12 protein-coding genes, 3 tRNA genes and 1 pseudogene are annotated in these 17,878 nt (G+C 72.6%); 10 read left to right on the top strand and 6 right to left on the bottom strand.

Features of this window, described 5'->3' with window-relative positions; genetic code table 11:
- Positions 1 to 73 precede the first annotated feature (73 nt).
- Positions 74 to 1,357 carry an adenylosuccinate synthase gene (locus tag RLT57_RS12735; protein ID WP_311297506.1) on the top strand — a complete coding sequence of 428 codons (1,284 nt, stop codon included), beginning with the start codon at positions 74 to 76 and terminating at the stop codon, positions 1,355 to 1,357.
- A gap of 71 nt (positions 1,358 to 1,428) precedes the next feature.
- Here RLT57_RS12735 and RLT57_RS12730 read toward each other — a convergent pair.
- A pseudogene (locus RLT57_RS12730) lies at positions 1,429 to 2,032 on the bottom strand (protein kinase domain-containing protein); the annotation flags it as partial.
- 190 nt (positions 2,033 to 2,222) lie between these two features.
- Between RLT57_RS12730 and RLT57_RS12725 the strand changes: the two are divergent.
- Both RLT57_RS12725 and RLT57_RS12720 read left to right on the top strand, forming a co-directional pair.
- Positions 2,223 to 2,909 carry a GntR family transcriptional regulator gene (locus RLT57_RS12725; protein ID WP_311297505.1) on the top strand — a complete coding sequence of 229 codons (687 nt, stop codon included), beginning with the start codon at positions 2,223 to 2,225 and terminating at the stop codon, positions 2,907 to 2,909.
- A gap of 53 nt (positions 2,910 to 2,962) precedes the next feature.
- Positions 2,963 to 3,616 (top strand): hypothetical protein, encoded by a 654-nt coding sequence (locus RLT57_RS12720; protein ID WP_311297504.1) that lies wholly within the window; start codon positions 2,963 to 2,965, stop codon positions 3,614 to 3,616.
- Positions 3,617 to 4,621: 1,005 nt separating this feature from the next.
- Here RLT57_RS12720 and RLT57_RS12715 read toward each other — a convergent pair.
- Positions 4,622 to 5,368, bottom strand: a complete 747-nt coding sequence (locus RLT57_RS12715; RefSeq protein WP_311297503.1) for an SLATT domain-containing protein — start codon at positions 5,366 to 5,368, stop codon at positions 4,622 to 4,624.
- A gap of 221 nt (positions 5,369 to 5,589) precedes the next feature.
- On the opposite strand from RLT57_RS12715, the gene purD reads away from it, so the two are divergent.
- From purD to RLT57_RS12695, 4 genes are all read left to right on the top strand, one after another.
- A complete protein-coding gene (purD, locus tag RLT57_RS12710) occupies positions 5,590 to 6,891 on the top strand; it encodes a phosphoribosylamine--glycine ligase (protein WP_311297502.1) in 1,302 nt (433 codons plus the stop codon).
- A 1,154-nt stretch (positions 6,892 to 8,045) separates the two neighbouring features.
- The gene (locus RLT57_RS12705) at positions 8,046 to 9,671 is read left to right on the top strand and encodes a hypothetical protein (protein ID WP_311297501.1); all 1,626 of its coding nucleotides are present in this window, start codon (positions 8,046 to 8,048) and stop codon (positions 9,669 to 9,671) included.
- 731 nt (positions 9,672 to 10,402) lie between these two features.
- A complete protein-coding gene (locus RLT57_RS12700) occupies positions 10,403 to 11,896 on the top strand; it encodes a N,N-dimethylformamidase beta subunit family domain-containing protein (protein WP_311297500.1) in 1,494 nt (497 codons plus the stop codon).
- A 248-nt stretch (positions 11,897 to 12,144) separates the two neighbouring features.
- Positions 12,145 to 13,047, top strand: coding sequence for a phosphoribosylaminoimidazolesuccinocarboxamide synthase (locus RLT57_RS12695; RefSeq protein WP_311297499.1), 903 nt, complete (start codon positions 12,145 to 12,147; stop codon positions 13,045 to 13,047).
- 67 nt (positions 13,048 to 13,114) lie between these two features.
- Here RLT57_RS12695 and RLT57_RS12690 read toward each other — a convergent pair.
- The 4 genes from RLT57_RS12690 to RLT57_RS12675 all read right to left on the bottom strand — a co-directional run bounded on the left by RLT57_RS12690 (position 13,115) and on the right by RLT57_RS12675 (position 14,161).
- Positions 13,115 to 13,190: transfer RNA gene (locus tag RLT57_RS12690), tRNA-Gly, on the bottom strand.
- 292 nt (positions 13,191 to 13,482) lie between these two features.
- A tRNA-Gly gene (locus RLT57_RS12685) sits at positions 13,483 to 13,558 on the bottom strand.
- Between the two features lie 59 nt (positions 13,559 to 13,617).
- Positions 13,618 to 13,689, bottom strand: a tRNA-Gly gene (locus RLT57_RS12680).
- 154 nt (positions 13,690 to 13,843) lie between these two features.
- Positions 13,844 to 14,161, bottom strand: coding sequence for a histone-like nucleoid-structuring protein Lsr2 (locus RLT57_RS12675; RefSeq protein WP_311297498.1), 318 nt, complete (start codon positions 14,159 to 14,161; stop codon positions 13,844 to 13,846).
- Positions 14,162 to 14,573: 412 nt separating this feature from the next.
- Here RLT57_RS12675 and purS point away from each other — a divergent pair, with 412 nt between their 5' ends.
- Genes purS through purL form a run of 3 tightly spaced genes read left to right on the top strand, consistent with a single transcriptional unit; the run spans position 14,574 to position 17,763 of the window.
- Positions 14,574 to 14,819 (top strand): phosphoribosylformylglycinamidine synthase subunit PurS, encoded by a 246-nt coding sequence (gene purS / locus RLT57_RS12670; protein WP_311297497.1) that lies wholly within the window; start codon positions 14,574 to 14,576, stop codon positions 14,817 to 14,819.
- Positions 14,816 to 15,517, top strand: coding sequence for a phosphoribosylformylglycinamidine synthase subunit PurQ (gene purQ / locus RLT57_RS12665; RefSeq protein ID WP_311297496.1), 702 nt, complete (start codon positions 14,816 to 14,818; stop codon positions 15,515 to 15,517). The genes purS and purQ overlap by 4 nt, the downstream gene beginning before the upstream one ends.
- On the top strand, positions 15,514 to 17,763 hold the full coding sequence (gene purL / locus RLT57_RS12660) for a phosphoribosylformylglycinamidine synthase subunit PurL (protein ID WP_311297495.1): 2,250 nt from the start codon (positions 15,514 to 15,516) through the stop codon (positions 17,761 to 17,763). The genes purQ and purL overlap by 4 nt, the downstream gene beginning before the upstream one ends.
- Positions 17,764 to 17,878 lie beyond the last annotated feature (115 nt).

Raw genomic sequence — 17,878 nt, 5'->3', positions numbered from 1 at the left:
TTCGTCTATTCCGAGGCAGGTTCGACGGCTCTCTGCACGTTGGACATGCCCCGCCCGGAAGGGGTGTACGCCTGTGCCCGCACTTGTGCTGCTCGGTGCTCAGTGGGGTGACGAGGGCAAGGGGAAGGCCACCGACCTGCTCGGCGGCTCAGTGGACTACGTGGTCCGCTACCAGGGCGGCAACAACGCCGGCCACACGGTCGTGGTCGGCGACCAGAAGTACGCACTGCATCTCCTCCCGTCCGGAATCCTGTCACCGGGCTGTGTGCCGGTCATCGGCAACGGCGTGGTCGTCGACCCGGCGGTCCTGCTCTCCGAGCTGAGCGGGCTGAACGAACGCGGCATCGACACCTCCAAGCTGTTGATCAGCGGTAACGCCCATCTGATCACGCCCTACCACCAGACCCTGGACAAGGTGACCGAGCGCTTCCTGGGCAAGCGCCGGATCGGCACCACCGGGCGCGGCATCGGGCCGGCCTACGCCGACAAGATCAACCGGGTCGGCATCCGGGTGCAGGACCTCTTCGACGAATCGATCCTCTTGCAGAAGGTCGACGCGGCGCTCCAGGACAAGAACCAGATCCTGGTGAAGATCTTCAACCGGCGGGCGATCAGCAGCGAGCAGATCGTCGAGGAGTACCTCGGCTACGCGGAGCGGATCAAGCCCTTCGTCGCCGACACCGCGCTGGTCCTCAACAACGCGCTCGACGCCGGCAAGGTCGTGCTCATGGAAGGCGGCCAGGGCACGCTTCTCGACGTCGACCACGGCACCTACCCCTTCGTCACCTCGTCCAACCCCACGTCGGGCGGCGCCTGCACCGGCAGCGGCATCGGCCCCACCAAGGTCACCCGGGTGATCGGCATCCTCAAGGCCTACACAACGAGGGTGGGCGCCGGACCGTTCCCGACCGAACTCCTCGACGAGGACGGCGACAAGCTGCGCACGATCGGCCACGAGTACGGGGTCACCACCGGGCGCGACCGGCGCTGCGGCTGGTTCGACGCGGTCATCGCCCGCTACGCCACCCGGGTGAACGGGCTGACCGACTTCTTCCTCACCAAGCTGGACATCCTCACCGGCTGGGAGCGCGTCCCGGTCTGCGTCGCCTACGAGATCGACGGCCGGCGGGTCGACGAGCTGCCCTACAGCCAGAGCGACTTCCACCACGCCAAGCCGATCTACGAGTTCCTGCCCGGCTGGTCGGAGGACATCACCAAGGCGAAGACCTTCGCCGACCTGCCGAAGAACGCGCGGGCGTACGTGAAGGCGCTGGAGGAGATGTCCGGGGCGCCCATCTCGGCGATCGGCGTCGGTCCGGGCCGTACCGAGACGATCGAGATCAACTCCTTCGTCTGAGGCCCGCCCCGCCCGCCGACCGGTGGGCGGGGTCGTCCGCCGCGGGGTCGTCCGCCCGCGAGGTCCGCGGCGGCGGGCGTCGCATCCCGGTACGGCACATCTCCCGGCGTGAAGGCGGGGGAGCCGACCGTCGCGCCCGTGTGCGTCAGCTTCCCGTCCGCGACGGTCTCCAGGGCGCGGGTAATGCGGAAGTCGATCGCCCGGGGGCCGTCGATGGCGACCATCACCTTGGACGGTCTGAGATCGCGGTGCACCAGGTCCGCCCGGTGGACGTCCTCCAGGGCGTCGGCCAGCCCCGACGCCAGCACCCGCGCCGAGGCGCTCCGGCAGCGGCCCGTACCCCTGGGTGACGATCTGCCGCAACGACGAACCGGCCACGTAACCGGTCGCGACCCACGGCACCTCGGCCTCGTGCCGGCGTCCAGCACCGGCGCCGTCCACGTCCCGCCGACCCGCCGCGCGGCCAGCACCTCGCGCCGGAAGCGGCCGCAAAACTCGTCGTGGACGCCGAGTTCGGGCCGTACCAGCTTCACCGCGGCCGTACGGCCGTCACCGCGACCGTACGGCCGCGCTCGGAGCGGGCGAGGTGGCCCGGCCCATGGCGCCGGTGCCGAGCCGGCCGAGCAGGCGGTAGGCGCCGATCCAGCGGGGATCGTTTGCTCTCAGCTCGTCCATCGCGTGTCCCGCCCGGCACCCGCTCGCTCCTGGGGCGAACTCGTACCGCGAAGGATAGGCGTACGGGCGCCAACCGGTCAGGGGCGGTCGAATCCGGAACCCGGCCCCGTCCCCGCTCGCCTATGGTGTGCGGGGCCAGACGTTTGTACGACCCGGCGTACGCGCGCCGACCGGCCGGGAGGAGACAGGCATGCCGCAGGGCGGCGGAGCGCAGGTGCGGCGCAGCAGCCTGCGTCAGCAGATCGCCGACGCCCTGCGGGAAGAGGTGCTCACCGGCCGCCTCCAGGCCGGCCGGCACTTCACCGTCAAGGAGATCGCCGAGACCTACGGGGTGTCCGCCACCCCCGTACGCGAGGCGCTGGTGGACCTCGCCGCCCAAGGGCTGCTGGCGGTCGAACAGCACCGCGGCTTCCAGGTACGGCGGTTCACCGCGGCCGACTTCCGCTCGCTCACCGAGGCCCGGGTCTTCGTGGTCGAGGCGTTCTTCCGGGTCATCGCCGAGCACGGCATCGGCGACCTGCCGGCCGACGCCGTCGCCTCCGTACGCCGCCGCGCCGAAGCCGCCGCCCGAGCCGCCCGATCCGGGGTCATCGACGTACTGATCGGCTGCGACCTGCGGTTCTGGCGGGAACTCAGCGCCATGGGCGGCAACCCGCACATCAACGAGTTCCTGGACCGGGTCCGCACCCAGACCTGGATCTACGCGGTCCCGCACCTGCGGGCGCTGCCGGACCTCGCCGGGGTGTGCTGGGCCGGCCACGTGGAGCTCGTCGAGGCGGTGGCCGACCGCGACACCGACACAGCGCGGGCACTGACCCTGGAGTACAACGCGCACACCCGTACGCTGATCGAGAAGCTCGCGCCCACACGCTCCTGACGTGACCGCCACGGTCGAATTAGGCTGTACGCCCCCGACCGGATGGAGTGTTCGTGGCCTGCGACTTGTGGCTGGTGCCGCTCGTGGACGTGCTCTGCCACAGCCCGGAAAACCCGTTCTCCGAGGAACTGGCCCGTTACGACAAGGCGTTGAGCGACGCGGGGCAGCCGCCCGTCCCCGTCTACACCTACATGCCCGGCCTGTCCGGGGACGTCGGCCCGGTCGCCTGCTTCGACTACGACGCGCTGCACTTCCTGCGCCGCGCCTACCTGCTCAGCCTCCAGGGGCTGGAGGTCACCCCGGTCGACGCGCTGGGCAGCGACTACGAGCAGCTGCTGGAGATGTTCGAGCCGACCGCCCAGAGCTCGCACCTCGTCTGGCACTACGACCACGCGGGCGCCTACGTCCCGCTCGACTTCCCGCACCCGGTCGTCAACGACGAACTCCTGGAGAACGGCGGCCCGCTCGGCTCCAGCCACGGGCTGCTGCGCGAGCTGACCTTCGTGGCCCCGTCGATCGGCATCGACCCCGCCAACCCCCCGGCCGCCCCCGCCCCACCCGACCGCCACACCACCCTCGAAGAACCGGCCCGCCTCCCCCCCACCCCCGCCGACGGCCCCTTCGCCCGCGAACACCACGTCTGGCTCGGCCTCCACGCGGCGGCGACCCGGTCGCTGGGGCAGGGGTCGATGATCGTGTTCAGCTGAAGTAGTAAGGGGTGGCTGGGGGCGTGGGGATGCCCTTGGGGGGTGCGGTCGGGGGTGTCGGTGCGGTGGGGTGGGTGCCGGCGGGGTGGGGTGCCCCAGTGGGGTGCCGGCGGAGGTGTCGGTGCCGTGGAGTGGGTGCCCGGCGGGGTGGGGGTGCCCCGGGGTGGGTGGGTGCCCGGCGAGGTGGGGGTGCCCTTTGGTGGGTGCCGTGGGGTGGGTGCCGTGGGGTGTTGGGGCGCCGTCTGTCCCCCTTTTTTTGCCGCCTTCTCGCCTCCGGGCGCTTGGATCCGGTGTCGACGGTCGACCGTGCTCACTCGCTCGTACCTCGCTCACTGCGCGCGCTCTCCCTTTCGACACCGGCGCGCCCTTCGGCTCACCGGCTACCGGTGGACCGTCGGGCGGATCGGTGCCCGAGGGTGGGTGCCGTACGGCGTCAGGTGAACGGACCGGCGAACCCTACGGCGCCACGCAAGGCAACCCAGCCCCCCGGGCCCGCGCCCCCTTGGGTGCCCCGACGCCCGACGGCACCCACCAAAGGGGCACCCTCACGCTGCCGGGCACCCACCCTCGGGCACCGATCCGCCCGACGGTCCACCGGTAGCCGGCGAGCCAAAGGGCGCGCCGGTGTCGAAAGAGACGAGGAGAAGGAAGCGACGAAGGAGCGACCGTACGACGAGGACCGTCGACACCGGACCCAAGCGCCCGGAGGCGAGAAGGCGGCAAAAAAAGAGGAAAGGACGGCGCCACAACGCCGTACGGCACCCCCCCACGGGCACCCCAACCCCACCGGGCACCCACCACGGGCGGGCACCCACCCCACGGTGCCGCTGCCCCCGACGGCACCCCCGTGGACCGTCGACACCGGATCGAAGCGCCCGGAGGCGAGAAGGCGGCAAAAAAAGGGGAAAGGACGGCGCCCCAACGCCGTACGGCACCCCCCCACGGGCTCCCGGACCCCCACCCAAGCACCCCCGCTTCCACCCCCCCGGGTGACGGGGAGACGTGCTAGCGCGGGCCTTCCGGGGGGCGTTGGCGGGGCATGGTGGGGCGGGTCGGGGGGTGGGGGAGGCGGGAGGGGGAGGAGGGGTCGGTGCGGGTGGGCCACCAGGCCGTGGACTGGGTGCGGAGGGGGCCGCCGGCGGTGCCCGTGCCGAAGTCCACCATCCAGTCGGAGGTCTCCATCCGTACGAGGTCGGCGACGTCGTCGCAAAAGCGACGCAGGATCACCAGGCAGCGCTCGGCCGCCTCCGCCGCGGTGCCCTCGGTGGGCCCGAGCACCTCGCGGACGCTCTCCGACGCCCAGTCGAACCGCAGGGTGTCCAGCCGCCGCTGGACCGCCTGGGCGGTGGCCACGTCCCGCATCCAGCCCGCGGTCAGCCCCAGCACCCGGTCGAAGCCGACGCACACGCCCGCCCCGAGCAGCGCCAGGAACCCCCAGGTCGAGACCGAGCCCGCCGCGCCGGTGAGTTCGATCAGGGGCAGCGCCATGCCCACCGCGGCCAGTACCGACGCCGCGATCCGCAGGGTCCGGGCGCCGTGCCGCTTACGCAGCCGGTCGTGCAGATACCAGTCGGCGGTCTGCAGCGCGCCCGTCTCCGCCCACCGGTACAGCTCCTCCAGCCGCTCGGCCGGCTCGCCCCAGTCGCCCAGCGGGAACGGCAGAGCCCGCAGATCCTCGTGCCGGTGACGCAGCGCCCGCCGCTGTGGCTCCTCCCGAGGCTCCTCCTCGGGAAACATGTCCGGCTGGCTCACTGCACGCTCCTCGCACTGCCTTCGTCGACCTGTGCACCGCGCGGTGCGAAGTTCCCTTCTTACCGCCGAACGGCTGAGCGTGGGGGGTAGATCGACGGATTCCCACCCGGACGCGCCGTGTGATCAGGTATAGACCGAACCTCCGGTCGCCTGAAAGAGTGAGCGCGGCCCCGGCTCCCCGCGTCGGACCTGCCCGCCTGCCGCCCACTACCCTGGTGCGCGTGAAGGTCCTTGTCATCGGCGGCGGCGCCCGCGAACACGCCCTGTGCCGTTCCCTGTCCCTCGACCCCGAGGTCACCTCGCTGCACTGCGCCCCCGGCAACGCCGGCATCGCGGACGTGGCCGAGCTGCACCCGGTCGACGTCCTGGACGGCCCCGCCGTCGCCGGACTCGCCGCGTCCCTGGGCGCGGACCTGGTGATCGTAGGACCGGAGGCGCCGCTGGTGGCGGGCGTCGCCGACGCCGTACGGGCCCGCGGCATCGACTGCTTCGGGCCCGGCCGGGAGGCCGCCGCGCTGGAGGGCTCCAAGGCGTTCGCCAAGGAGGTGATGGCCGCGGCCGGAGTGCCCACCGCCCGTTCGTACGTCTGCGTGACGCCTGAGGAGGTCGACGCCGCGCTGGACGCCTTCGGGGCGCCCTATGTCGTCAAGGACGACGGGCTCGCGGCCGGCAAGGGCGTCGTCGTCACCGGCGACCTCGCCGCCGCCCGCGCGCACGCGCTGGCCTGCGTCGAGGCGGCGCCCGGGGGCGCCGGTACCCGGGGGCGGGTGGTCATCGAGGAGTTCCTCGACGGCCCCGAGGTGTCGCTGTTCGCGGTGACCGACGGCGAGAGCGTCGTGCCGCTCCAGCCCGCCCAGGACTTCAAGCGTGCGCTGGACGGCGACCAGGGCCCCAACACCGGCGGCATGGGCGCGTACTCGCCGCTGCCGTGGGCCGCCCCCGACCTGGTCGCCGAGGTCGAGCGGACCGTGCTCCAGCCCACCGTGGACGAGCTCCGGCGGCGCGGTACGCCCTTCGCCGGGCTGCTCTACGCGGGCCTGGCGATCACCTCCCGCGGCGTGCGGGTCATCGAGTTCAACGCCCGCTTCGGCGACCCCGAGACGCAGGTGGTCCTGGCCCGGCTCCGTACGCCGCTGGCCGCGCTGCTGCGGGCCGCCGCGACCGGACAGCTGGCCGTCTTCCCCGCCCTGCGGTGGAGCGACGACGCGGCGGTCACCGTCGTCATCGCGTCCCACAACTACCCCGGCACCCCGCGCACCGGCGACCCCATCACCGGTCTGGCCGACGTCGCGGAGAAGGACGAGCACGCCTACGTCCTGCACGCCGGCACCCGCCGGGACCCGGACGGCCGGATCCTCTCCGCGGGCGGCCGGGTACTGTCCATCACCGCCACCGGCCGCACCCTCACCAAGGCCCGCGAGCGCGCCTACCGCGCGATCGACCGCATCACCCTCGACGGCGCCCACCACCGCACCGACATCGCCTCCGCCGCGGCCGCTCCCGCCGACACACCGGCAACCTGACAAGCGCGAAGGCGGCCGGGGGCGCACCGGCGTCGGGGCGCCCAAGGGAGCCGGGGCGCCCAAGGGAGCCGGGGCGCCCAAGGGGTGCCCGTGGGGTGGGTGCTGTTGGGCGTGAGGGTGCCCGTGGTGGGTGCCCGGTGGGGTTGGGGGTGCCGTGGGGTGGGTGCTGTTGGGCGTTGTGGCGCCGTCCTTTCCTCTTTTTTTGCCGCCTTCTCGCCTCCGGGCGCTTGGGTCCGGTGTCGACGGTCCTCTCTCCTGCGCTCGTTCCTCGCTTGTCGTTCGTCTCTTTCGACACCGGCGCGCCCTTTGGCTCGCCGGCTACCGGTGGACCGTCGGGCGGATCGGTGGCCGAGGGTGGGTGCCCGGCGGGGTGAGGGTGCCCCTTTGGTGGGTGCCGTACGGCGTCGGGGCACCCAAGGGGGCGCGGGCCCGGGGGGCTGGGTTGCCCAGCGTGGCGCCGTAGGGTTCGCCGGTCCGTTCACCTGACGCCGTACGGCACCCACCCCGGGGCACCGACACGCCCGACGGCCCGCCCCCACGTCTACCGGTCCGCCAACGGCTCGCCGTGTAGCCGGTGAGCCGAAGGGCGCGCCGGTGTCGAAAGGGAGAGCGCGCGCAGTGAGCGAGGTACGAGCGAGTGAGCACGGTCGACCGTCGACACCGGACCCAAGCGCCCGGAGGCGAACCGGCGGCAAAAAAAGGGGGACAGACGGCGCCCCAACACCCCACGGCACCCACCAAAGGGCACCCCCACCCCCACGGCACCCACCCCGGGGCACCCTCACCCCGCCGGGCACCCACCTGTAGGCACCCCCACGGGCACCGCACCCCCCTACGGCACCCACCCGACAGCACCCCAACCCGCCGGCACCCACCCCACCCCACCGAACCCTCACCCTGGTTGGCGTCCACCCCGGGGCACCGAAGCGGCGGCAAAGAGGGGCTAACACTTCTCTGCCCAAAGCCACTCCATGGAGTGATGCCTAGCCCATATGGCTGACTCCTCAGCAGTGCCCCAACTATGGTGCCGGAAGGGCGCACCGCGGGACATTGCGGCAATCAGCCGTACGGCATTGCGATGTCGGCGGGCGGTGCGACAGTGGGGAGAGGCCGTCGCGAGGGCGGTCGCCGCTAGCGCAGGGGGTGAGTCGCTGATGGCCGGAGAAGCAGGTGAGGGCATCGCGCGGGCCCGTGCGCTCGCCGTGCTGCGGGTCCGCTCGACCGCTCTTTCCGCCGCGTTGCTGCCGGCCGCTGCCGCGGTGGTGCTGCACGTCGGCAGGGGGACCGGGCGGCTCGGCCCGGCGTGGGACGACGTGTGCTGGGCGGTGACGGGCGCCGCGCTGGTCGTGCTGGCGGTGGCCGCCGCGGTGGGCGCGGTGATCGTACGGGCCAGGCCGGCGGTCAGCCCTACGGTCCCGGTCGCCGAGAAGGCCGCGCCGGATCTCTACCGGATGGTGCGGGATCTCGCGGAGCGGCTGGCGGTGCCGGTGCCGTCGGCGATAGCGCTGACCCCGGACTGCGACAGCTGGCTGGAGGAACGCCGGGGCGCGGCGCCGGCACCCGGCGGCGGGTGGACCGCGCCGGTGCTGGTGGTCGGCTCGCCGTTCGTGTGGTGGATGCGGGTCGCCGAGCTGCGGGCGCTGCTGGCCCCGGTGGTGGCCGGCACGGGTCCCGCCGCCGACCCGGAGATAGCCGCCGCGCGGCGCTTCCTGCGCGGCCTCGACGCGGCGGCCGGAGTCGCCGCCGACGGCGCGCGCGGCGCGCTGCCGCTGCGGCCGGTGTTCGGCGCCCTCGGCCGGGTGGTGCGGCTGCTGCTGCACGGCTGCCGTACGCACGCGGCCGAGATGGAGCGCGGGGTCGCCGCGTCCGCCTCGGAACGGGCGCTCGCGGTGGACTACGGGCTGCGGACCGTCGCCCAGGAACAGGTCGGGCTCGCCTACGCGGGCTGGGACCGCCTGCTCACCCGGGTCGCGCTGCCCGCCTGGCGGATGGGCCGTTGGCCGTCCCGGCTGGACGCGGGGGTGGTCGCCGCGCTCACCGAGCTGTCCCGGCGGGACCGGCTCGCGGAAGGCTTCGAGACCCGGCTCGGCGAACAACCCGCCTGCGATCTGCTGGAGGAGCCGGGGGTGGTGGACGAGGCGGTGTCCCTGCTGGCCGCGCGCATCTTCCACGGCGGTCCGGCGCGGCCGGGGCCCGGTTGGGCGCCGGTGAGCTGGGCGCGGTACCCGGAGGAGGTCGTCGCGGGCATCTGGCGGGCGGAGGCCGGCCGGCTCATACGGCTGCTGGACGACGCGCGGCCCGCACCGGTCCGGGGTCGCGTACTGGTCGGCGGGCGGGCGGCCGATGCCGAGGGGGCGGCGGGCGTGACCCTCGCGGACGTCATCGACCGGTTGGCGTCCGGCGCCGCCGAGGAGCTGGCGGCGCGGCTCAGCGCCGAAGCGGAGGCGGAGGCGCGGGCGGCGGCGGCCGCCGGCCGCCCCACCACGCTGGCGGTGCCCGGCGGCGAGGTCGCGGTCTGCCCGCTGCTGCCGCCCCGCACCGGCCGCGAGCTGCTCACCGACCACGTCACCGCCGTCGTCTGCTGCGCCGCGGTCGACACCGTCGGCGCCACCGCGGGCCTCGACTGGCTCGACGGCCCCACCCTCCACCTCGGCGGCTCCCGCCGCACCGACCTGGCCGCCCCCATCCACCACCTCGTCGAAACCGCCGACCCGGCCCCCCTCCTCACCTGGCTCACCACCACCGGCATCCACCCCACCCACCTCCTCCGCTGCGGCTGACGCCCCTTTTTTGCCGCCGGTTCGCCTCCGGGCGCGCCGGTCCGGTGCCGACGGTCGACGGTGCTCACTCGCTCGTTCCGCGCTCGTTCCGCGCTCGTTCCGCGCTCGTTCCGCGCTCGTTCCGCGCGCTCTCCCTTTCGACACCGGCGCGCCCTTCGGCTCGCCGGCTACACGGCCCGACGCACCACGTGAGGTGGACGTGGGGGCGGAGCTGTCGAGCGTGAGGGTGGCGTGGGGTGGGTGCCCAGAGGTGTTGGGGTGCCTTGGGGTGGGTGCCCGGCGGGGTGGGGGTGCCCCAAGGTGGGTGCCGTACGGCGTTACGGCACCGCCCAATCCCTTTTTTTGCCGCCGGTTCGCCTCCGGGCGCTTGGGTCCGGTGTCGACGGTCGACCGTGCTCACTCGCTCGTACCTCGCTCACTGCGCGCGCTCTCCCTTTCGACACCGGCGCGCCCTTCGGCTCACCGGCTACAGGGGCGTGCCGTCGGGCACGTCGGTGCCCCGGGGGGCCGTGCGGCTCACCGGCTACACGGCGAGCCGTCGGGGGTCACCGCCGTCGGAACCTCCGCCCCGTTTGGGGGGTCATCGGAAAAAAAGGCCACGAACCGTAACCGTTGTGGCGCAATCTGTGATGTGCTGAGAAGAGACTGCGGCACCGTTGCTCCGCAGCGGCAGGGCCGAGGGCGGGTCGGGGCCGAGGGCAGAGGGGCACGTGGGGGAGAGGAGGGCGGGGATGGGCGTGGGACGGATTCGCCGGTGGGAGTCGGGTGCGCTCGCGCACGGCGTGTCGGATCCGTTCGGACAGGGGCCGCTGCCGTGGCTGCGGGGTGAGCCGCAGTATCTGGACGGGGACGGGCAGGTGGTGCCCTGGTACGTGGACCTGGCCGTGAGCAGCGGGAAGCCGCCGCGGCGGCCCCATCCGCCGGGGCCGCGCACGGCGGACGACGTGCGCCGGCAGATCAAGGGGTTCGCCGCCGAAGGCGCCGCCTCGCCCGGTGGCGCGATCGACTTCCGGATCACCGTGGACCCGCCGCAGGAGTTCACCGTGGACGTCTACCGGATCGGCCACTACGGCGGCGACGGCGCCGCCCAGGTCACCACGAGCCCCCGGCTGTCCGGCATCGTGCAGCCCGCGCCGCTCACGGCGTGCCGGACGGTCTCCTGCCACCACTGGTGGCAGTCCTGGCGGCTCCAGATCCCGCCGTACTGGAAGACCGGTGCGTACGTGGCCGTCCTGACCACCGGCGACGGCTACCGCAGCCACATCCCGTTCACCGTCAAGGACGCCGACGCCCGCCCCGCCGACCTGCTCCTGCTGCTGCCGGACGTCACCTGGCAGGCGTACAACCTCTATCCCGAGGACGGCCACACCGGCGCCAGCCTGTACCACGCGTGGGACGGTGAGGGGCGGCTGCTCGGCGAGGAGGAGGCGGCCACCACGGTCTCCTTCGACCGCCCGTACGCCGGCGCGGGCCTGCCGTTGCACATCGGCCACGCCTACGACTTCGTGCGGTTCGCCGAGCGCTACGGATACGACCTGGCGTACGCCGACGCCCGTGATCTGCACGCCGGGCGGGTGGACCCCACCCGCTACCGGGGCCTGGTCTTCCCCGGCCACGACGAGTACTGGTCGATACCGATGCGCCGCGCCGCCGAGACCGCCCGCGCGGCCGGCACCTCGCTGGTGTTCCTGTCGGCCAACACCATGTACTGGCAGGTGGAACTGACCTCCTCTCCGTCCGGCGACCAGGACCGGCTGCTGACCTGCCGCAAGCACCGCGGCGACGGCAGGGGCACCCGCAGCGCGCTGTGGCGCGACCAGGGGGAGCCTGAGCAGCTGCTGATGGGTGTGCAGTACGCCGGCCGGGTGCCGCAGCCCTCCCCGCTGGTGGTGCGCAACGCCGACCACTGGCTGTGGGAGGCGACCGGCGCAGGCGAGGGGGACGAGATCCCGGGTCTGGTGGCGGGCGAGGCCGACCGCTACTTCCCGCGTATCCCGCTGCCGGAGTCCACCGAGCGGATTTTGCTGGCCCATTCGCCGTACGAGTCCGCCGACGGCCGCCGCTGCCACCAGGAGACCTCGCTGTACCGGGCGCCCAGCGGCGCGTACGTCTTCGCGTCCGGCACCTTCGCGTGGTCGCCCGCGCTGGACCGGCCGGGCCATGTGGACCCCCGTATCCAGCGCGCCACGGCCAATCTCCTGGACCGGATCTGCAAACGGGACTGAGCGGCCGGCCGGTGCCTCCGCCGCGAGGCGAAGCCCCCGCCGCCCGGCCGGCGGGCCGCGACCCGGACCCGTTGCGGCTCCGGCTCCGGCCCGCCGGCTGCCGCCGCCTCCGCCGGCCAACGCCGCCCCCACCGGATCCCTCAGGCCCCCCGCCGCCTCCCCCGACCCGCGGGCCCGCCCCTTGCGCGTCGCTGCCGTCGCCGTACGGGAGAATCGGTGGCTGAACCACCGAGTGGGGAGGACCACCCATGTCCGGATTCGTCGACAAACCCGAACCCCGCCACGTGCCGGGCCTCGTCCATCTGCACACCGGCAAGGTGCGCGACCTCTACCAGAACGCGGCCGGCGAGTTGGTGATGGTGGCCAGCGACCGCACCTCCGCGTACGACTGGGTGCTGCCCACCGAGATCCCGGACAAGGGCCGCATCCTCACCCAGTTGTCCCTGTGGTGGTTCGATCTGCTCAAGGACCTGGTGCCCGGTCATGTGATCTCCACCGACGTGCCCGAGGGCGCGCCCGCCGAGTGGGCGGGCCGCACCATGGTGTGCCGCTCGCTGCGGATGGTCCCGGTGGAGTGCGTGGCGCGCGGCTATCTGACCGGCTCCGGTCTGACCGAGTACGAGAAGGACCGCACGGTGTGCGGACTCGGCCTGCCCGAGGGCCTGGTGGACGGCTCCGAGCTGCCGGGGCCGATCTTCACCCCGGCCACCAAGGCGCCGGTCGGTGAGCACGACGAGAACGTGTCGTACGAGGAGGTGGCCCATCAGATCGGTGTGGAGACCGCCGCCCGGCTGCGTCAGGCCACCCTCGCGGTCTACACCCGGGCCCGGGACATCGCCCGAAGCCGCGGACTGATCCTGGCCGACACCAAGTTCGAGTTCGGCTACGACGACCAGCGGAATCTGGTCATCGCCGACGAGGTCCTCACGCCCGACTCCTCCCGCTACTGGCCGGCCGACCAGTGGCAGCCGGGCCGCCCGCAGACGTCGTTCGACAAGCAGTTCATCCGCGACTGGCTCACCTCCGACGCCTCCGGCTGGGACCGCGCGTCCGAGCAGCCCCCGCCGCCGCTCCCTCCCGAGATCGTCGAGCAGTCCCGGGCCCGCTACGTGGAGGCGTACGAGCGCCTGACCGGCGGCAGCTGGAACTGACCGGCCCGGTACGCGTGCTGGGTACGCCGAAGGCCCCGGTCGGATCGACCGGGGCCTTCAGCCTGCGTGGAGCGGACGACGAGATTCGAACTCGCGACCCTCACCTTGGCAAGGTGATGCTCTACCAACTGAGCCACGTCCGCAGGGCGTGCAGACACTGTACATGATCCGGCGGGCGCGGCCGAAACCGGTTCTCCGGGCCGGGGCCGCAGGCGCCGGAGATGCGCCGGAGAGGCGCAGGAGAGGGGTCGGACACGGGGTCCGACACCGCGTCCGGGCGAGGTCGGGGACGACCGGACTCACCCCGGCGGAAACCGCGCTGGCCGGATGCGGCACCCGGCGGAAGCCGCCCGGCCGCGCGGACCCGGGGGAAGCGGGCTCGGGAGCGGACACGCCGAGGACCCCGGTCGGATCGACCGGGGTCCTCAGCCTGCGTGGAGCGGACGACGAGATTCGAACTCGCGACCCTCACCTTGGCAAGGTGATGCTCTACCAACTGAGCCACGTCCGCAGGACTCGACCACTCTACCCGGTCCACCGGAGACCGGTGAACCGAGAGAGAGTGATCAGAGCGGGCGACAGGAATTGCACACTGCGCCTCCCCCCTGGAAGGGGGGCGCTCTACTACTGAGCTACGCCCGCATGACCTCCGCTGACCTGGCCTTTTCGGCCCTGCCCTCGGCGTGGTCCCCACTCTAGCGGGAGGAAGGGGGGAGCTGTCCAATCCGCCGCGGGGCCGCCGCGCTGCCTGTCGGATGGGTTGACCGCCCGGCGGGCCGGCCGGTCAACCCACCGGTCAGCTCGCCCTGTTGAACGCCTCGTAGACCTTCTTGGGGATACGGCCGCGGGCCGGGACCTCGAAGCCGTTCGACTGAGCCCAGGCGCGCACGGTGGCGGGCGTCGGGGCGATGGGGGTGCGCTTGTAGGCACGGCCGGAAAGGGTGCGCCGGCGGCCGGCCTCCACGTAGGGGGCGAGGTCCTTGCGCAACCTGTCCGCGTTCTTGGACGAGAGGTCGATCTCGTACCACTGCCCGTCGACGCCGAATGCGATGGTTTCCGCGGCTTCGCCGCCGTCCAGGTCGTCGGCAAGTGTGACCAGTACGCGTTGCGCCATAGGGATGGGTCCTTTCTTACGCCATCGGCCCGGGGGGCGCGGCGGCGGGGCGGGCGCGGCGGGCGCCGCGGGCCGTACCGCACGGCCGCGGGCGAGCCGACCAGTCGGTGTCGACAAGTTTCATTCTGTGCGATGCGATGTGCGATGTCACACGTGCGGGGGGTCACGAAATGTTGCTACGGGGATACCCGATGTCGCAGTTAATTCCCCGCGCGGGACCACCGCAAGCCTTCTCGCAACCGGGACCCTATGTTTTCGGCCCCGACTTTCCCATGCATTTCGTCAGCCGATACATAAACGTGATCCTGTGATCCTGGTGGGATGGGTGGGGTGTCCAGGGATATCTACTCGCGTAGATTCCGCTAGCGGGTAGGCTGGCAGAACCTCACGCACCACACCACCGGGAGTGCCAGTGGCACGCGTCGTAGTCGACGTCATGCTCAAGCCGGAGATCCTCGACCCCCAGGGCCAGGCGGTCCAGCGCGCGCTGCCGCGGCTGGGCTTCGACGGGATCGCCGACGTACGTCAGGGAAAGCGCTTTGAACTGGAGGTCGACGGTCCGGTTGACGACGCCGCGCTGGCCCGCATTCGGGAGATGGCGGAAACCTTTCTCGCCAACACCGTGATCGAGGACTTCAATGTAAAGGTGGAGTCGTGACTGCGCGCATTGGTGTGGTCACATTCCCGGGTACGTTGGACGACCGTGACACCCAGCGGGCGGTACGGGTGGCCGGCGCCGAAGCCGTGCCGCTGTGGCACCGCGACAAGGACCTCAAGCAGGTCGACGCGGTGGTTCTGCCCGGCGGCTTCAGTTACGGCGACTATCTGCGGGCCGGGGCCATCTCCCGTTTCTCGCCGGTCATGGAAACGATCATCGGACAGGCCAAGGCCGGAATGCCGGTTCTGGGTATCTGCAACGGTTTCCAGGTCCTGACCGAAGCCCATCTGCTGCCGGGCGCGATGCTCCGCAACAACGAGCTGCACTTCGTCTGCCGCGACCAGAGACTGCGGGTCGAGACCAGTGCCACCGCCTGGACCGCGGACTACGCGGCCGGCCAGCAGATCTCCATCCCGCTGAAGAACATCGACGGCCGCTACACCGCGGACGAGCGCACCCTGGACGAGCTGGAGGCCGAGGGCCGGGTGGTCTTCCGCTACGCCGGCGGCCCGGCCGCGGACGGCTACGGGAACCCCAACGGCTCACTGCGCGACATCGCCGGCGTCAGCAACGCGGCCGGGAACGTCGTCGGCCTGATGCCGCACCCCGAGCACGCCGTCGAGACCCTGACCGGCACCGGCCGCACCGACGGGCTGGGCTTCTTCACCTCGGTACTCAAGAAGTTGGTCGACGCATGACGCTGGACACGGTGAAGAACGCCGAGCAGACGCCGGAGGCGGCGCAGCCCTGGAAGGACCTCGGCCTCAAGGAGGACGAGTACCTGCGGATCCGGGAGATCCTGGGCCGCCGTCCGACCGGCGCCGAGCTGGCGATGTACTCGGTCATGTGGTCCGAGCACTGCTCGTACAAGTCGAGCAAGGTGCACCTGAGGCAGTTCGGCGAGAAGGCCCCGCGGACCGACGCGCTGCTGGTCGGCATCGGTGAGAACGCCGGCGTGGTCGACGTCGGCCAGGGCTACGCGGTCACCTTCAAGATCGAGTCGCACAACCACCCCTCGTACATCGAGCCCTACCAGGGCGCGGCGACCGGGGTCGGCGGCATCGTCCGGGACATCCTGGCGATGGGCGCCCGGCCGGTCGCGGTGATGGACCCGCTGCGGTTCGGTGCGGCCGACCACCCCGACACCAAGCGGGTGCTGCCCGGCGTGGTCGCGGGCGTCGGCGGCTACGGCAACTGCCTGGGACTGCCCAACATCGGCGGCGAGGTCGTCTTCGACCCCTGCTACCAGGGAAACCCGCTGGTCAACGCGCTGTGCGTGGGCGTGATGAAGCACGAGGACATCCACCTCGCCAAGGCGTCCGGCGCCGGTAACAAGGTGATCCTGTACGGGGCCAGGACCGGCGGTGACGGCATCGGCGGCGTCTCCGTGCTGGCGTCGGAGACCTTCGACTCGACCGGACCCTCGCGGCGCCCGGCGGTCCAGGTCGGCGACCCCTTCCAGGAGAAGCTGCTGATCGAGTGCACCCTGGAGATCTTCCGGGAGAAGCTGGTGGCCGGCATCCAGGACCTCGGCGGCGCGGGCCTGTCCTGCGCCACCTCCGAGCTGGCCTCGGCCGGCTCCGGCGGGATGCGGGTGGAGCTGGACTCCGTGCCGCTGCGCGACGCGACGCTCTCGCCGGAGGAGATCCTCATGAGCGAGTCGCAGGAGCGGATGTGCGCCATCGTGGAGCCGGGCAAGGTGGACCGCTTCCTGGAGATCTGCGAGAAGTGGGACGTCATCGCCACCGTCATCGGCGAGGTGACCGAGGGCACCCGGCTGGAGATCTTCTGGCACGGCGAGCAGATCGTGGACGTACCGCCGCGGTCGGTCGCGCACGAGGGGCCCACGTACGAGCGCCCGTACGCCCGTCCCGGGTGGCAGGACGCGCTCCAGGCGGACGACGCGGGCAGGCTGCCGCGGCCCGGGACGAGCGCCGAGCTGCGCGCGCAGGTCATGGCGGTGGTCGCGTCGCCGAACCAGGCGTCGAAGGCGTGGGTCACCGACCAGTACGACCGGTTCGTGCAGGGCAACACGGTGCTGGCGCAGCCCGAGGACTCCGGGGTGATCCGGATCGACGAGGAGACCAACCTCGGGGTCGCGGTGGCCACCGACGGCAACGGCCGGTTCGCCAAGCTCGACCCGTACACCGGCGCGCAGCTGGCGCTGGCCGAGGCGTACCGCAACGTGGCCGCCACCGGGGCGAAGCCGCTGGCGGTCTCGGACTGCCTCAACTTCGGCTCCCCCGAGGATCCGGCGGTGATGTGGCAGTTCGCCGAGGCCACCCGCGGGCTCGCCGACGGGTGCCTGGCCCTGGGTACCCCGGTGACCGGCGGCAACGTCTCGCTCTACAACCAGACCGGTGACGCGGCCATCCACCCGACGCCGGTCGTCGCGGTGCTCGGCGTGATCGACGACGTGACCCGGCGCACCCCGATGGCCTTCAAGGACGAGGGCCACCTGGTCTACCTGCTCGGCGACACCCGGGAGGAGTTCGGCGGCTCGGCCTGGTCGCAGGTCGTCCACGACCACCTCGGCGGGCTGCCCCCCGCGGTGGACCTGGAGCGGGAGAAGCTGCTCGGCGAGATCCTGGTCTCGGCGTCCCGCGACGGCATGGTCGACGCGGCGCACGACCTGTCCGACGGCGGCCTCGTCCAGGCCGTCACGGAGTCCTGCCTGCGCGGCGGGCGCGGTGTCCGGCTGATCGTCCCGGACGGCGTGGAGCCCTTCACCTTCCTGTTCTCGGAGTCCGCGGGCCGCGCCGTCGTGGCCGTCCCGCGCTCGGAGGAGCTCCGCTTCAGCGACATGTGCGGCGCGCGCGGCCTCCCGGCGGCGCGGATCGGCGTCATCGACGGCGAGGCGGTCGAGGTCCAGGGCGAGTTCGCCATCCCGCTGACGGAGCTGCGGGCCGCGCACGAGGCGACGATCCCGGCGCTGCTGGCCTGATCCGCCCGCCGCCCCGACTGCTGCCCCGGCATCGGCGGGGCATCGGTCGGGCAGCGCCCGCCGCCCCCGGCACCACGCGAAGGGCGCCCCCGGAAAGCTCCGGGGGCGCCCTTCG

This window comes from Streptomyces sp. ITFR-21, from assembly GCF_031844685.1.
Taxonomy (GTDB): domain Bacteria; phylum Actinomycetota; class Actinomycetes; order Streptomycetales; family Streptomycetaceae; genus Actinacidiphila.
This window is presented reverse-complemented; position numbering and strand designations above follow the sequence as displayed.

What these genes read in the sequence shown, in the direction of transcription:
- RLT57_RS12705 (WP_311297501.1), top strand. Translation starts at nt 8,046, where the DNA reads ATGGCCGGAGAAGCAGGTGAGGGCATCGCGCGGGCCCGTGCGCTCGCC.
- purL (WP_311297495.1), top strand. Translation starts at nt 15,514, where the DNA reads ATGACGCTGGACACGGTGAAGAACGCCGAGCAGACGCCGGAGGCGGCG.
- RLT57_RS12725 (WP_311297505.1), top strand. Translation starts at nt 2,223, where the DNA reads ATGCCGCAGGGCGGCGGAGCGCAGGTGCGGCGCAGCAGCCTGCGTCAG.
- RLT57_RS12695 (WP_311297499.1), top strand. Translation starts at nt 12,145, where the DNA reads ATGTCCGGATTCGTCGACAAACCCGAACCCCGCCACGTGCCGGGCCTC.
- RLT57_RS12675 (WP_311297498.1), bottom strand. Translation starts at nt 14,161, where the DNA reads ATGGCGCAACGCGTACTGGTCACACTTGCCGACGACCTGGACGGCGGC.
- RLT57_RS12700 (WP_311297500.1), top strand. Translation starts at nt 10,403, where the DNA reads ATGGGCGTGGGACGGATTCGCCGGTGGGAGTCGGGTGCGCTCGCGCAC.